General features: G+C 39.2%; 15 protein-coding genes. All 15 read left to right on the forward strand.

The window, feature by feature from the left end:
• The first annotated feature begins 202 nt into the window (after nucleotides 1–202).
• The 15 genes from MHB53_RS16765 to treP all read left to right on the forward strand — a co-directional run bounded on the left by MHB53_RS16765 (nucleotide 203) and on the right by treP (nucleotide 16,387).
• Nucleotides 203–1,042, forward strand: coding sequence for an energy-coupling factor ABC transporter ATP-binding protein (locus MHB53_RS16765; protein WP_340920464.1), 840 nt, complete (start codon nucleotides 203–205; stop codon nucleotides 1,040–1,042).
• Entirely contained in the window at nucleotides 1,018–1,887 is an 870-nt protein-coding gene (locus tag MHB53_RS16770) for an energy-coupling factor ABC transporter ATP-binding protein (protein ID WP_340920466.1), read from the forward strand. Before MHB53_RS16765 ends, MHB53_RS16770 begins: the two co-directional genes overlap by 25 nt.
• Entirely contained in the window at nucleotides 1,884–2,681 is a 798-nt protein-coding gene (locus MHB53_RS16775; protein WP_340920469.1) for an energy-coupling factor transporter transmembrane component T family protein, read from the forward strand. Before MHB53_RS16770 ends, MHB53_RS16775 begins: the two co-directional genes overlap by 4 nt.
• Nucleotides 2,682–2,698: 17 nt before the next feature.
• Entirely contained in the window at nucleotides 2,699–3,439 is a 741-nt protein-coding gene (truA, locus tag MHB53_RS16780) for a tRNA pseudouridine(38-40) synthase TruA (protein ID WP_340920472.1), read from the forward strand.
• A gap of 335 nt (nucleotides 3,440–3,774) precedes the next feature.
• On the forward strand, nucleotides 3,775–4,212 hold the full coding sequence (rplM, locus tag MHB53_RS16785; RefSeq protein ID WP_340920474.1) for a 50S ribosomal protein L13: 438 nt from the start codon (nucleotides 3,775–3,777) through the stop codon (nucleotides 4,210–4,212).
• 18 nt (nucleotides 4,213–4,230) lie between these two features.
• The gene (rpsI, locus tag MHB53_RS16790) at nucleotides 4,231–4,623 is read left to right on the forward strand and encodes a 30S ribosomal protein S9 (RefSeq protein WP_340920476.1); all 393 of its coding nucleotides are present in this window, start codon (nucleotides 4,231–4,233) and stop codon (nucleotides 4,621–4,623) included.
• A gap of 759 nt (nucleotides 4,624–5,382) precedes the next feature.
• Entirely contained in the window at nucleotides 5,383–6,195 is an 813-nt protein-coding gene (locus MHB53_RS16795; RefSeq protein WP_340920478.1) for a squalene/phytoene synthase family protein, read from the forward strand.
• Nucleotides 6,196–6,318: 123 nt separating this feature from the next.
• Nucleotides 6,319–7,347, forward strand: coding sequence for a type 2 isopentenyl-diphosphate Delta-isomerase (gene fni / locus MHB53_RS16800; protein WP_340920480.1), 1,029 nt, complete (start codon nucleotides 6,319–6,321; stop codon nucleotides 7,345–7,347).
• 893 nt (nucleotides 7,348–8,240) lie between these two features.
• A complete protein-coding gene (locus MHB53_RS16805) occupies nucleotides 8,241–9,341 on the forward strand; it encodes an N-acetylmuramoyl-L-alanine amidase (RefSeq protein ID WP_340920482.1) in 1,101 nt (366 codons plus the stop codon).
• 240 nt (nucleotides 9,342–9,581) lie between these two features.
• Nucleotides 9,582–10,676: an amidohydrolase/deacetylase family metallohydrolase gene (locus tag MHB53_RS16810; protein WP_340920484.1), complete on the forward strand. Its 1,095-nt coding sequence runs from the start codon at nucleotides 9,582–9,584 to the stop codon at nucleotides 10,674–10,676.
• A complete protein-coding gene (locus MHB53_RS16815) occupies nucleotides 10,654–11,757 on the forward strand; it encodes a DgaE family pyridoxal phosphate-dependent ammonia lyase (protein ID WP_340920486.1) in 1,104 nt (367 codons plus the stop codon). Before MHB53_RS16810 ends, MHB53_RS16815 begins: the two co-directional genes overlap by 23 nt.
• Before the next feature lies 1 nt (nucleotide 11,758).
• Nucleotides 11,759–12,514: a 2-dehydro-3-deoxy-phosphogluconate aldolase gene (gene dagF / locus MHB53_RS16820; protein ID WP_340920488.1), complete on the forward strand. Its 756-nt coding sequence runs from the start codon at nucleotides 11,759–11,761 to the stop codon at nucleotides 12,512–12,514.
• Entirely contained in the window at nucleotides 12,507–13,523 is a 1,017-nt protein-coding gene (locus MHB53_RS16825; RefSeq protein WP_340920490.1) for a sugar kinase, read from the forward strand. The genes dagF and MHB53_RS16825 overlap by 8 nt, the downstream gene beginning before the upstream one ends.
• Nucleotides 13,524–13,802: 279 nt before the next feature.
• Nucleotides 13,803–14,717 carry a UDP-N-acetylmuramate dehydrogenase gene (murB, locus tag MHB53_RS16830; RefSeq protein ID WP_340920492.1) on the forward strand — a complete coding sequence of 305 codons (915 nt, stop codon included), beginning with the start codon at nucleotides 13,803–13,805 and terminating at the stop codon, nucleotides 14,715–14,717.
• 233 nt (nucleotides 14,718–14,950) lie between these two features.
• Nucleotides 14,951–16,387: a PTS system trehalose-specific EIIBC component gene (treP, locus tag MHB53_RS16835; protein ID WP_340920493.1), complete on the forward strand. Its 1,437-nt coding sequence runs from the start codon at nucleotides 14,951–14,953 to the stop codon at nucleotides 16,385–16,387.
• Nucleotides 16,388–16,443: the final 56 nt, after the last annotated feature.

The raw sequence follows: 16,443 nt of genomic DNA on the forward strand, positions 1-16,443 counted from the left end.
AAAAAGAGCGTTACGATAGGCACTATATTAGTTGGGTGATCCTGTCTAGCTCAATGCGCCTCCTCCCTCAATTCTGAGCAGATCCGCTTAAGGATCGGAAACTTATTGTAGTTTCTTGGATTGGGGCGCAGGCTTTTTTCTATTTTATGGACTTTTTTGACAAGTTAAGTGTTTGTCTGGGTAAATAGAGGGGGGAATAATAGTGACAAGTCCGGCAATTTCCATAAACGATATTTCATTTCGCTATGAGGGGCAGGATGATTACGCACTCAAAAATGTAACATTTTCCATTAGTAATGGAGAGTGGTTAGCAGTAGTGGGACATAATGGGTCAGGTAAATCTACGTTAGCTAAAATTTTAAACGGATTGCAATTTCCGGAGAGCGGATCGATCACAGTTAAGGATCTACCTTTATCTGAAGAAACAGTTTGGGATATTCGAGGAATGGTAGGAATGGTATTTCAAAGTCCTGATAATCAATTTGTCGGATCAACAGTACAAGATGATGTGGCTTTTGGTCTAGAGAACAACGGGATCCCACATGAGGAAATGACAAAGCGGGTGAAAGATGCGCTTGAGCGCGTGCATATGGCTGACTTTCTTGATCAAGAGCCACACCATCTTTCTGGAGGGCAAAAACAGCGTGTCGCCATTGCTGGTATTATTGCATTAAGTCCTGAGGTTATTATTTTGGATGAAGCAACCTCTATGCTTGACCCATTAGGTCGAGAAGAAGTTCTAAATACAGTTAGAGAGCTAAAGACCGAGCAGAATTTAACTGTCATCTCTATTACTCATGATCTAGAGGAGGCGGCAAAAGCTGATCGAATTATTGTCATGAATAAAGGGCAAGTATATACAGAAGGAAGTCCTGATGATATTTTTAAGATGGAAGCGGAACTGCTGGAACTAGGGCTTGATATCCCATTTCAAATAAAAATGGCAAATGCTTTAAGGGAAAAGGGTCTAGAGATTTCAAAAAGCTATTTGACGGATGAAGAGTTGGTGAATGAGCTATGGACATTGCACTTCAGCAAGTAGAGTATAAATATCAAGCGAATACGCCATTTGAGCGGCTTGCTATACAAAATGTTGATATTTCTATTCCTGATGGATTGTTTCTAGCACTTATTGGACACACAGGATCAGGTAAATCTACTGTTATTCAACATTTAAATGCGCTTTTAAAGCCAACAAAAGGTCAAGTTATCATTGGTGATCGGACTATTACTGCGGGAAAGAAGGAAAAGAACCTACGGCCAATTCGGCAAAAGGTAGGGATTGTCTTTCAATTTCCTGAGCATCAGCTCTTTGATGAAACGGTAGAGAAGGATATATGTTTTGGTCCTATGAACTTTGGTGTGTCAGAAGTAGAAGCAAAAGAACGTGCAAGAAGATTAATTGTAGAAGTTGGACTCACAGAGGAAATTCTACAAAAGTCTCCTTTTGATTTATCAGGTGGACAAATGCGGCGGGTCGCCATTGCGGGTGTATTAGCGATGGAACCAGAAGTCCTAGTGTTGGATGAACCAACTGCGGGATTAGATCCAAGAGGTCAAACGGAGATCATGGACATGTTTCATCGTTTACATCAAAAAAAAGGCTTGTCGACCATACTTGTCACCCATAGCATGGAGGATGCAGCCAAATATGCCGATGATATCGTTATTATGCATCAAGGTCAGGTGAAGAAAACAGGTGATCCAAGGACGATTTTTTCTATGCCCGAGGAACTGCTCGCATTAGGTCTCGACGTTCCGAAAGTTGTAAATTTCCAATATAAACTGGAGCGAAAGTTAAATAGGAAATTGGGGAAAACGTGTTTGTCTATTGAAGAGCTTTCGGAAGCGTTACAAGTATTAAAAATGCGAGGTGACTCGCTATGATGGAAAAAATGATCTTTGGAAGGTATATTCCTGGGGATTCCATCCTACATCGCCTTGATCCACGGGCTAAATTATTGTTTGTTTTTGGTTTTATTTGTGTTGTTTTCTTCGCTAATAATTTGTACACATATGGATCGCTACTACTATTTGTTGGGGCAATTATTTTATTATCAAAAATGAACATAATATTTTTACTAAATGGATTGAAACCAGTACTATATCTTGTTATCTTCACCTTCTTTCTTCAGTTATTTTTCAATAAAGAAGGAGAAATAATACTATCCTTAGGTGCTATTAATATATATGAAGAAGGTCTTAGACAAGGGATATTTATTTCCATGCGCTTTTTATTACTTGTATTTGTTACGTCGCTACTAACACTTACTACGACTCCAATCACATTAACAGATGGATTAGAAAGTATCTTACAGCCATTGAAAAAAATAAAATTCCCTGTCCATGAACTTGCTTTAATGATGTCAATCTCATTACGGTTTATTCCTACATTAATGGATGAAACGGAGAAAATCATGAAAGCGCAAATGGCAAGAGGTGTCGAATTTTCTAGTGGGCCGATAAAAGAAAGGGTCAAAGCGATTATTCCGCTGTTAATACCTCTTTTTGTCAGCTCCTTTAAAAGGGCCGAGGAACTTGCAACTGCAATGGAAGCAAGAGGTTACAGAGGCGGAGAAGGACGAACAAAATATCGTGTCCTTGAGTGGAAGCTACGTGATACAGTAGCAGTTAGTTCATTGATTGTACTTGCGATAATACTAGTTTTATTCAGATCCTAAAATGAGGGTTGAAAAAAATGCAACGTTATAAAGGAACCATTGCCTATGATGGCTCAGGGTATTCTGGATATCAGATTCAGATAAACGGAAAAACTGTTCAAGAAATGCTCGAAAAAGCATTAAAAAAAATGCATAAAGGGATAGAGATTAAAGTGACAAGCTCTGGTCGAACAGATGCAGGTGTACATGCATACGGCCAAGTATTTCATTTTGATTCACCTCTTATTCTATCATCAGACAGATGGGTAAATGCATTAAATGGCTTACTTCCCCAAGACGTGGCTCTTCAGTCTATGGAAAAGGTGAGCCAAGACTTTCATGCGCGCTATGATGTCGTTGGAAAAACATATAAATATTTTCTTTATACGGGTAAAATAAGAGATCCACTCAAACGTAAATTCACCTCTTATTATCCATATAAACTGAATATCGATCATATGCGTGAAGCTATTAGCCATTTTATAGGCACATATGATTTCACTAGTTTTTGCTCTGCAAAAACGACGAAGGAAAACCGAGTTAGAACGATTTCTACCCTTCATATGGAGGAATGTGAAAATGAAATTATTTTCACGTTTACTGGAAATGGGTTCCTATATAATATGGTGAGGATTATTGTTGGAACGCTCTTACATGTAGGTAATGGGAAAATTGCACCGTCCGATATTCCTGATATTTTGGCTGCATGTGATAGGAAGCGAGCTGGACAAACTGCTCCAGCTGAAGGGCTTTATTTGTGGGAAGTATATTACAAGTAAGCTAAGAGGAAACCCTTGGATTTGCAAATAGGCATGTGTAACGACAAATAGAATCGTTGTAAGGGCAAATAGATCTGTGCGTTGCAAGTAGAATCACTTCTACTATCAATATAATGCATTTTATACGATTATCTTGAATTTACAGATATTCATGCCCCTATTTTCTTACAATAGATAACAACTTCACCTGGTGTATAAAAATCTCTTGACTTTTCTTGTAAAAAACGATAAGATATCCAATGGTATTGTTTTTAATCCCACGATAAGCCCCGGAAACTTATTGTGATCAAAATAAATACGAAAAATGAAATTTTTAATTTTTGGGAGGGTAATAAATGCGTACTACGTATATGGCTAAAGCCAGCGAAATCGACCGTAAATGGTACGTTGTAGACGCTGAAGGCAAAACGCTTGGTCGTCTTGCAACTGAAGTCGCGTCCATCTTGCGCGGTAAACATAAACCAACTTTCACACCGCATGTTGATACAGGCGATCATGTGATTATTGTTAACGCTGAAAAAATTGAATTAACTGGTAAAAAACTAACAGACAAAATTTACTATCGCCACACAGGATTCGCAGGTGGTATTAAAACAAGAACTGCACTTGAAATGCGTACAAAATATCCAGAGAAAATGCTTGAGCTTGCTGTTAAAGGCATGCTTCCAAAAGGTTCTTTAGGACGTCAAATGTATAAAAAGCTTCATGTTTATGCTGGAGCTGAGCATCAACAACAAGCACAAAAACCGGAAGTATACGAACTTCGCGGATAATTAAAGGAGGGCATTATATTGGCACAAGTTCAATACTATGGTACAGGTCGTCGTAAAAGCTCTGTTGCCCGCGTACGTTTAGTACCAGGCGAAGGCCGTATCATCATCAATGATCGTGAAGTAGAAGAATATATCCCATTCGCTGCTTTGCGCGAAGTAATTAAACAACCACTAGTAGCAACTGAAACATTAGGTAACTATAATGTATTAGTATCTGTAAATGGTGGCGGCTATACAGGACAAGCTGGAGCAATCCGTCACGGAATCTCTCGTGCATTGCTTGTAGTAGATCCTGAATATCGCGGTACACTAAAACGTGCAGGATTATTAACACGTGACTCACGCATGAAAGAACGTAAAAAGCCAGGTCTTAAAGGCGCGCGTCGTGCACCACAGTTCTCAAAACGTTAATCTTAATAAAAATATGGATATATCAACGTTTACAGGCTATTTCATTTATGATGAGATAGCCTGTTTTTGTTTGTGGAAAAGTTAGCGAATGTAAATGAATGTAATTTTTTCGGGAATAAAATATCCGTTGTTGAAATGCTTGTTCTTTTATACATTTCCTGACTATATCAATCAACTTTTTGATAAGGTACTCCAACACCTTCATCGATAAGTAATTGATTCGCAATATCCACATCGTATTTCCAATAATACGACTCATCTATTTTAAAAAGAGGTACAGACAACTGATGATCAAATTAATTCATAAATTGTCTAGCCTTTTTATTTGTCAATCTTGTGCCAAGTCCATCTGCTAATTTATATCTACCTGTAATATCATTTTTATTAATGAGCAATAAAATTACTACATGTTGCTTCTACAGTATATTGTTTTCTATGTCTTAAAGACGCACGTCGTGCACCACATTTTTCAAAACGTTAATATCGTTGGCATATCAATGTTTACAGGTTATCTCATTTATGATGGGATAACTGTTTTCTTAAAAGGTAGGAAACTCCTCTGTCAGATGGCGTTTTTTTACATCCTTTTATCCTGCTTGGATATGGGATCATACAATTATACGCCAGACCAGGTAATTGTGAATCTAACTCATTTTAATTTATATAATTTCCCCGTTGTTCATGTATGTTTTCGTGTGTTTTTTTGGAAATTGAGTTACGATAATGATAGTCAGTTTTAAATAGGGAGGTATGGAAAAAATGAGTGCGTTTCCTAAAGATGCGATGCGTATGCTAAAAGAGACGAGTCGTACATTTTATATACCAATTACTTTTTTGCAGAAGGAGTTAAAGTACTCGGTTGCAGCTGCTTATTTAGTATTTCGGGCCATTGATGAAATTGAGGATCATGAAGAGCTGAACAATGAGGAAAAATGCACGATCTTAATGCAAGTAAGTGAATTATTTAAACAACCATTTGATAACGAACAATATGTAAGAATTCTTGGACGGACAAGGGATGGAATGCCAGAGGTTACACTTCGTTTAGAAGAATGGCTGCAAGCTTGTCCAAAGGATGCCCTGCCGATAGTTATGAACGCTGCTTGTGAAATGGCATATGGTATGGCAAAATGGGCAAATGCAAATTGGGAAATCCACACGCCTGAAGATTTGGATGACTATACATATTACGTTGCAGGAATTGTCGGAGTCATGCTTTCGGACCTTTGGGAGCACTATGGCGAAGAAAAAACAGACCGGGAACTGGCCATCGGTTATGGGCGCGGGCTTCAGGCCGTAAACATTCTGCGTAATGAGCAGGAGGATTTGGTTGAACGCGGTGTAAGCTTTGTACCCGATGGATGGACTCGTGCTGATCTGTTCGTATATGCAGAAGAAAACCTGGCAAAAGCAGATGAATATATGAAGTTTCTCAAGAGGAAAAGCATATTATTATTCTGCCGTCTGCCGCTCGCCCTGGCCCACAAAACGTTAAATGCGATGAAAGAGGGACGAGGAAAAATGACACGTGCAGAAGTAGAACAAACGGTGGAAGAAGTTCAAATCGATTAATTCCATGCTATGCAGGTGTAGAGGACGCAGAAAAAACGCTTTTATATTTTGCAATTTGCCGTCTACAACATAGAGCAGCGGTGAAATCTTTAAGAATTATGATGGTAAAGGCAGGTGTTGGTGATGGCCAACTCAATTGAGCAAAGAAAATCTGATCATATTCAAATTACGTTGAACGAAAAGGTTACGGGGGAGTCGATCTCTACAGGTTTGGAGTCGCTTGCGTTCATCCACAATGCGCTTCCCGAAATTGCCTTTGATGAAATATCCATTGAAACCACATTCCTCGGCTTTGAATGCAAAACGCCGTTCCTCATCAGTTCCATGACGGGCGGGACGGCCCTCGCTGGGACAATTAACCGGAACCTGGCAGTAGCAGCCGAAGAAAGGGGCTGGGCGCTTGCGCTCGGGTCCACCCGGGCGCTGCTCGACAGCGACGGACATCCCTCTTCTTTCCTGATGAGGAAGTACGCACCGAGTGTCCCGATCATTGCTAACTTGGGCGCTGTTCAGTTCAATTACGGATACGGTGTCGAGGAATGCAGGAAAATTATCGGGATAACCGAGGCGGATATGCTCGTCCTTCATTTGAACAGCATCCAGGAAGTGATTCAGGAAAAGGGAGATACGAATTTTAAAGGGTTATTAAAGAAGATTGAACAACTGTGCAAAACGCTGGAGGTTCCGGTCGGAGTAAAGGAAGTCGGATGGGGAATCGATGGTCAGACAGCCAAAAGGTTAAGCGAGGCCGGTGTTGCGTTTATCGACGTCGCAGGAGCGGGAGGCACTTCCTGGAGCCAGGTGGAAAAGTTCCGCGCCAAAGACCCAATCCGACGTGTTGCCGCCGAAGCATTCAGCGAATGGGGGATTCCGACGGTGGAATCAATCAGATTGGTTCGCGGAGAGATTGGGAACCGTCCGCTGATTGCCAGCGGCGGGATGCGGACGGGACTGGACGGCGCCAAGACCATCGCGCTGGGTGCCGAACTAGTCGGATTCGGGCGATCTATCCTGAAAGAAGCGACCCTGAGCACGGAAGATGTCCTTGAAGTGATGAAAATTCGGGAAATGGAACTTCGGATGTCGATGTTCGGAATCGGGGCGCAGACGATTCAGGAATTGAAGGACACCCCGCGCTTGAAGGAAAGATGATAATTGGTATGGAAACCTCGTAAAGCAAAGCCACGCGTCTTGTGCGGCTTTTGAAATGAACAGTCACTGCGAAAGCGATCGAGTAGTCGGGTGTTATTACTACTAAATAGTCAGTTTGGCTACAAGATAAAGATACTTTATACATACCTAATAAGACATGAGTTGTTGAAAATAACTTTTTAACCAGAACGAATTAGTCACCCGATTCGTTCTGGTCCAACTTTAGATACAAGTATGTGTTTTAAAGTAAAAACCAGGTCTACAGGAGTAATTTCATTTATAATGAAATAGCCTTTTTGCTTTGTCAAATAGTTATTGATTGTAATTATTCAATGAAAAATTGTGGTCAGTTTCCACATTTTTTATTAATAGTTAAAAAACGCTGTTCAAATGTAATTGTTTGAGAATCAACTTATATACAATCAATTAGTGTTATAGTAACCTTTCATTTTGAAATCTTTTGTTATGCGTGTTTTATCACCTTATACATGTGAAAAAGTTGGTGGAAGAAATTTGTGAGAAACATCAGTTGCCATATGGAAGTGGGTAGTAAAAGTGCACATTATTAAAAAAATCGCTAACAAATTATGTACCGATATATTTTTTAGATATTGAAATTAAAGTGAAAAGCGTAAAGGTTTGCAGGTCGCACAAGAGATGCGCAAGGCTTTATTGCGTTATTTAGGGGGAGTATTTTTACAATATTTGTATAATTGTTTTGTTAAACATAATTATTTACAATTTAATCCCAAATTAACAATACGAAAGTTTATCGTTTCAACCCCCGAATTATATAATGGCTTTACGAAAGATGTATAAACAGGCAGTTCGACGAATAGCATTATTATCCAAATAGAGTGATAATGAGGTTTAGCATGTTGAAGGAGGATAGTATGAATAAAATTAAAACCAGTACTACATTTTTATTAGCGGTTTTATTAATTTGGTTTTCTTGCTCAACAGGGAAAGTATATGCAAATGAAGGGTCTTATCAAGTTGGCGCTAGTTCACTTAATATACGAACCGAACCGGATCAAGATGCTGAGGTCATCGTCTCTTTGCCTAAAGGGACAATTGTACATGTGTCCGAAATTAAATACGGTTGGGCAAAAGTTGACTACCGAGGGAAAACAGGTTGGATTGCATCACAATATTTATTTCAATCGATTTCTGCTGGAGGAGAGAAAATAGCTATAAGCTCCGCTAAGTCTGTCACGGTTGCAGCTGACGGTGTTCGTTTAAGAAGTGGACCGGGAACAGCCTTTTCCATTGTTGGGTATACTTCATACGGTGAATCTTTTGAAGTGATAGAAACGAGTGGTCAATGGCAGCGAATTCGTTTGGATAATGGACAAACAGCATGGCTTGCATCTTGGCTTGCTACCACATCATCTACATCAGCTTCACCGGTCAAAGCGAATGGACAAGCTAAACAAACGAATGTTAAAAAGGATGGAAGCCTTACTGGAAAGACAATCGTTATCGATGCGGGCCATGGAGGATATGACCCCGGAGCAATCGGGATTGAAGGAATATTTGAAAAGGAGTACACGCTACGGACCGCCCGATTAGTTGTAGATAAACTTAAAAGTGCAGGAGCACAAGTGATTTTGACAAGATCAGGTGATGAATATTTAAATGTAAGTAAAAGGGTGGATATTAGTCGCGCATATCCTTCCAGTGTTTTTATTAGTCTTCATTATAACGCTCATGAAAATGCGACAGCTCAAGGTATTAGTACATATTATTATCATGGCAGTGATAAAGCCATTTCTTCAGCAATACAAAAGCAATTAGTTGGACAAACTTCGTTACGAAATGCCGGTGTGCGTTTTGGGGATTTTTATGTATTAAGAAATAACCATCAACATTCCCTATTATTAGAACTTGGATTTATCACAAATCAATATGATTTTTCTACTATCCGGACACAGAACTATCAGCATCAAGTAGCAGATGCGATTACTCAAGGACTTATCAATTATTTTAATTAATCTTGCAGATTTTGAAAAAAGATTCAAAATTAATATTTATAACAAAGCTCTCGATGGATTAGATCGAGAGCTTTGTTATTTGTTAGGCTATTTCCGTGGTCAACAACTCATCTTCCGAAAAATAAGTTTTAAAAAGCTACGGAATTTGCAGGTTTATATGATAGAAATATAGAAGGAATAAGATAATCGAAAATTAATGTAGAAAAATGATATGAGTTTTTGTGGAAAAGGGTGAATTAAGTGGTTTCTTGCGTATTACGTAATGTAAGACGAATTTCCGAGGAAGAAGTAGATATCGTTATTGAATCAGGGAAAGTTAACGCAATTGTAAGTGCCGGGAGCGGTCGAGGTAAAATAATCGATTGTTCGGGAATGTATGTATCAAGTGGTTGGATTGATATGCATGTTCATGCTTTCCCCGAATTTGATCCGTATGGTGATGAAATAGATGTGATTGGAATAAAACAAGGTGTAACTACTATAGTAGATGCTGGAAGTTGTGGCGCAGATCGTATATCTGATTTGGCTGCAAGTGGTGCAACAAGTAAAACAAACGTCTTCTCATTTTTAAACATATCAAAAATAGGTTTAAGTAGGGTGGATGAATTATCTAATCTGGAATGGATAGACAAAGATCAGGTTTTGCAGGCAGTAAACGAACATAAAGACTTTATCATTGGGTTAAAAGCTCGGATGAGTAAAAGCGTTGTTGGTAATTGCGGTACTGAACCACTTTGCATCGCTCGCAAGCTTTCCGATGAAACAGCATTACCGATCATGGTCCATATAGGGTCAGGTCCTCCTCATATAGATGATATTGTCTCACTTTTACAAAAAGGTGATATCATCACGCATTATCTCCATGGAAAGCCTAATAATCTTTTTGATAACGATGGGAAGGCGCTTCAAGTACTAACCGATGCAGTGAATCGTGATGTACAGTTAGATGTGGGTCATGGAACAGCGAGTTTTTCTTTTAAGGTAGCGGCACTTGCAAAAGCAAATCACATAAAACTAGGAACAATTAGTACAGATATATATCGTGGTAACCGATTAAGTGGACCAGTATATAGTATGGCTAATGTCCTTTCTAAATTTTTATACCTGGGATATTCGCTTCAAGAGGTAATCGATGCTGTTACGATCAAGCCCGCTATATGGCTTGATAAACCAGAGCTTGGCAGGATAGAAATTGGTGAAAGGGCGAATTTGACTTTATTTACAATTCATTCTGGGCCAGTGGAATTTATTGATTCAGAAGGTGATAAACGATTAGGAAATAGAATAATAGAAACAAAAGGAGTGGTGATGAATGGAGAGTTCATTAAATGCTAAGTATGGTTTGAAGCGTGTAATTAATGCAAGTGGAAGGATGAGTATTCTAGGCGTTTCTGCACCAACAGATACAGTGATGGATGCGATGAAAACAGGCGGACAAAATTATGTTGAAATTGCTGAATTAGTTGATAAAGCCGGGGAGTACATAGCGAATAAACTAGGATCAGAATCAGCTGTCATTGTTAATTCGGCTTCAAGTGGAATTGCTTTATCGGTTGCAGCTTTAGTCACAAAAGGAAATCAGCGCATAAGTGAACGTCTGCATCAAGAAGTTATTCCTCAAAATGAGATTATTATGTTAAAAGGTCATAATGTTCAATATGGTGCTCCAGTCGAAACGATGATTTATTTGGGAGGCGGAAAACTTATTGAAGTTGGTTACGCCAATGAAGGAAAGTCAGAGCATATAGAACAAGCAATATGCGAAAATACAGCGGCTATACTGTATGTGAAGTCGCATCATGCAGTCCAAAAAAATATGATTTCGGTGGAAGAGGCATGGGAAGTTGCACAAAGGCATGATGTTCCCTTAATTGTCGATGCAGCTGCTGAGGAAGATTTGCAACGATATGTAAAATGCTCAGATCTTGCTATTTATAGCGGCTCAAAAGCGGTGGAAGGACCAACCTCCGGGATAGTAGGTGGAAAGAAAGAATATATTGAATGGTTGAAGGTCCAATTGCATTGTATTGGCAGAAGTATGAAAGTGGGCAAAGAAGCAGCTTTCGGATTACTTCAAGCGCTCGATGAATATGAAGTAAAAGGGGATAATAGCGAAGCCGAAAGGGCAGTATTGCAAACTTTAATATCATTAAATGATGTCCAGGGAATACATGTATCGATTGTGCAAGATGAGGCAGGACGAGCTATTTACCGAGCCCGTATTCATATTGATACAAATCAGACTGATACTACAGCTGAAATTGTCGTTGCTCAATTGCGTGAAGGGAAAATCGCTATTTACACACGTGACTACGGTGTTAGACAAGGATATTTTGACATCGATCCAAGACCACTTCAAGGGGATGATATTCATATCATTGAATCCGAAATTCGTAACTTATTAAGGGGTGAATAAAATGGCAAATATAAATAATCGCTTATATAAAAAGAGGGCTGGATTAAATGTATTAGCAAATAGTATGGATAATGCCAGGGAGGTATTTGAGGCTGCGGAAGGCTATGTATTAGTTGGCGTTCTTTCAAAAGACTATGAAACGGTTGAAGAAGCGGTAAAAGCGATGAAAGCATATGGGAAAGAAATCGATGAAGCAGTGTCAATTGGATTAGGCGGTGGTGATAATCGTCAAGCAGCGGCTGTTGCAGAAATTGCGAAGCATTATCCTGGCACTCATATTAACCAGGTATTTCCGGCAGTCGGTGCGACCCGAGCAAATTTAGGTGGAAAAGATAGTTGGATAAATAGTTTAGTCTCTCCAACAGGAAAAGTGGGATTTGTAAATATTTCAACCGGTCCGTTTAGTAGCGTCCAGGAAGAAAAAGCGATCGTACCAATTAAAACCGCGATTGCTCTTATCCGTGATATGGGTGGTAATGCGTTAAAGTATTTTCCTATGAACGGGTTAAGTTGTGAAGATGAATACCGCGCGGTCGCGGAAGCATGTGGAGAAGAGCAATTTGCCTTAGAACCCACTGGTGGCATTGATAAAGAAAATTTTGAACCAATCCTACGGATCGCTTTGGAAGCTAATGTTCCGCAAATTATACCTCATGTTTATTCGTCGATTATTGATAAAGATACGGGAAAAACAAATATAGTAGATGTTCGTGAACTTTTGGAGACGATGAAAAGGTTGGTTCATCTGAATGTGTAAAAAAATTTTAGCTTTTGGAGAGGTGATGATGCGCCTCCAAGTACCAGGGCATGAATTATTACAGCAAGCAAGCACGTTAAACTATTCCTTTTCTGGTACTGGTGTGAACATTGCTTCATCTTTAGCGCGCTTTGGTCATAAAGGATATTTGATGACAAGCTTGCCGGAAAATGCAATCGGTGATGCAGCAGTATCCTCACTGCAAAAGTTAGGGATCAATCCCTCGTTTATTCATCGTGGTGGCAATTTTGTTGGCATGTATTTTTTAGAGAATGGCTTTGGTATGCGATCAAGTCGTGTTACATACACGAACCGAAAAGAAAGTAGTTTTAATACAGCCACTGAAGAGGTGTATCATTTTACTGAAGCAGCAAAACAAATAGATATCGTCCATTTTTGCGGTATTACACTTGCAATGAATGACCATGTTCGTAAACAAATGAAGGATTTTGCGAATGCAGTTAAAGAAAGCGGTGGAAAAGTTGTTTTTGACTGTAATTATCGCCCTTTACATTGGGGAGAAAATGGTTATGAGAAGGCAAAACCGCATTATGAAGAAATGCTCCTTTTGGCCGATATTGTAATGATGAATGAAAAGGATGCTATGCTTGTCTTAGGGGTGCATACAGAAAAACTTGATAGAGCAGAACAGCTGATGGATTTAATTCCCGTTGTTGCGCAAAAATACGATATCGATGTAATAGCTGGCACGCATCGCTACATAAACGAGGATAATTCGCATTCACTACAAGGCTATATGTATAAGGATCAGACATTCACATTTTCTGAAGTAAAGAGATTCCCAGTTCTCGATCGAATTGGTTCTGGAGATGCTTATACAAGTGGGATCATTCATGGTGAATCGAAGAAGTTTCCACCAGAAAAGTCCGTTGCATTTGCAGTAGCTGCCGGAATGTTAGCTCATTCAGTTATAGGCGATACGCCCTTGTCTACGGAAGGTGAAGTTTTACGGGCGATGACGGAGTCGGTTGGTGACATAGAAAGATAATATAAAATGAGGTTATTCTGTAGGGGCTTAGCTCATATGGAATAACTTTGTTTAGTCTCTAGCACAATACTTTTTATATGCATTTTACTAGAGTATATAACATAGCAATCGAAATCGGTAATACTTTGAAAGTATATGATTATATTTTCTTAATAGATGTTTTTGATTACAATAGATATAGGGAATTGATCTACTTTTTATAGTAGATTAACGTGCGGCACCCTCACAGAAATTTCATTTTATCAGTAAATTAAATCAAAAGACAAAGAGGTAAAATAATTGATTACTAAAGACATTTATCAAGAGTTAGTAAACATTTGCGGTGAACAAAATGTATTGCTGGCTGAACCATTAAAAAACCATACTTTAGTAAAATTGGGCGGGGAGGCAGACTTTTTCGTCATGCCTGAAACGTATGAAGCAGTGGCAGCGGTGATTCGCTTCAAAGAAAAGTTTCAATTACCATTTACACTTTTAGGCAATGGGTCCAATATAATTGTGCGAGATGGTGGTATTCGGGGAATTGTCATGCATTTTGAGCATCTAGCTGGTTTGCGTGCCGAGGAGAATAAAATTATCGCACAGGCAGGCGTGAATATAAAAGATGCCTCCCAGCTTGCTTTAGATCAAGGGTTAGCAGGGCTGGAATTTGCCTGTGGCATACCGGGATCGATTGGTGGTGCAATGATAATGAATGCTGGTGCTTACGGTGGAGAAGTAAAGGATGTCATTGATTATGTGAAAGTTGTCACGAAAACAGGTGAATTGCGTCAGATAGAAAAGGTTGAGCTAGAGCTTGGCTATCGCACAAGCATCATAAGTATGAATAAAGACATCGTATTGGAAGCAATTTTTGCCCTGAAAGTTGGCGATAAAAATACAATTAAAGAAGCGATGGATAATTTCACATTTCAAAGAGAATCTAAACAGCCGCTAGAATACCCATCTGTTGGCAGTGTATTCAAAAGGCCACCAGGTTATTTTGCTGGAAAATTGATTCAAGACAGTGGATTGCAAGGTAAAGGAGTTGGCGGTGCTGAAGTTTCAGAAAAACATGCCGGTTTTATCGTCAATAAAAACAACGCCACAGCCGCAGAGTATATTGCAACAATTGAGATGGTACAAAAAAAGGTAAAAGAAACATTCGGTGTTGAGTTGGAATTGGAAGCGAAAATTGTTGGTGAGGATTTGTAAAGTTCAAGTGAACCCAATTTGGAAAGCAAAAATATGGAGTTGCCTCAAAAGGACGTTGAAAGACGCCTTTTTAAGGCAACTTTTGTTTTGTAATTATATGTTGACATTCTTGTATATACAAGTTAGAATGAAAACGTAATCAAAATATGTATATACAAGATAAAATTAATTGCTAAGGGGAATATAGAAAGTGCTTTAAGCTTTTCATACTTCCAAGGTGAGGAGGAAAATAAATGAGTAAATACACAGAACAAGCGAAAGAACTGCTTGAACATATTGGCGGCAGTGAAAATATTTCAGTTGTTACCCATTGTGTGACAAGAATGCGGTTCGTGTTAAAAGATTCAACGAAAGCCGATGTAGAAAAGATTGAGGCGATTAAGCTTGTGAAAGGAACATTCACTCAGGCGGGACAGTTCCAAGTGATTATTGGAAATGAAGTTTCTTCTTTTTATAATGAGTTTGTTAAAATAGCGGGTGTAAGCGATACATCAAAGGATGAGGCAAAAGAAGCGGCTAAGCAAAATATGAACTTTCTGCAAAGAATGATTGCCCATCTTGCTGATATTTTTACGCCACTCATCCCTGCGCTTGTCGTTGGGGGATTAATTCTCGGATTTAGGAATGTTATAGGTGAAATCCCAATGCTCGAAGGTAAAACGAAGACACTTGTTGAAGTATCTCAATTCTGGGCAGGTACAAATGACTTTTTGTGGTTGATTGGGGAAGCAATATTTCATTTCTTACCGGTCGGGATCACCTGGGCGGTTGCTAGAAAGATGGGCGCCACACCGATACTTGGAATTGTGTTAGGGATTACGCTCGTATCACCGCAACTGCTTAATGCTTATGGTGTAGCAGAGGCGACAGAAGTTCCAGTCTGGGATTTTGGTTTCGCTACGGTTGAAATGATCGGTTATCAAGCACAAGTGATTCCAGCTATTTTAGCAGCGCTTTTATTATCTTTCTTAGAATTAAAATTACGTAAAATTATTCCGAATGCGATTTCGATGATTGTTGTACCATTTTTAGCTTTAGTTCCAACTGTATTGCTTGCTCATATCATTTTAGGGCCAATCGGTTGGAAAATTGGATCTGTCATTTCTGATGTTGTATATTCAGGATTAACCTCTTCATTTGGCTGGTTGTTTGCCGCTATTTTCGGTTTCGCTTATGCACCGTTAGTTATTACTGGCTTACACCATATGACGAATGCGATTGATCTTCAATTAATGAGTGAATTTAAAGGAACGAACTTATGGCCGATGATAGCATTATCTAATATTGCGCAAGGCTCTGCAGTTCTCGCGATGATCTATATCAATAGAAAAAATGAACAAGAGAAGCAAGTTTCTATTCCAGCGGCAATTTCCTGTTATCTTGGGGTAACCGAGCCAGCGATGTTTGGGATTAACTTAAAATATGGATTCCCTTTCTTAGCAGCGATGATCGGTTCTTTAGTGGCAGCAGTCATCTCCGTTGGAAACAGTGTCATGGCCAACTCGATTGGTGTCGGCGGATTGCCGGGGATTCTTTCCATCCAGTCTAAGTACATTCCCGCTTTTGCAATTGCAATGGTTGTCGCGATTGTTGTGCCATTCCTATTAACAATAATCTTCTCAAAAATGAATATGGGAAAAGTTGCGTTTAAAAGAGTACGCGCAAATTAATACATTTGAATAATGCAGAGGGACATTAAATTGTTCCTCTTTTGCTATTACCATTA

Origin of the sequence: Bacillus sp. FSL K6-3431 (assembly GCF_038002605.1) — a bacterium.
In the GTDB taxonomy this organism is placed as follows: domain Bacteria; phylum Bacillota; class Bacilli; order Bacillales; family Bacillaceae_C; genus Lederbergia.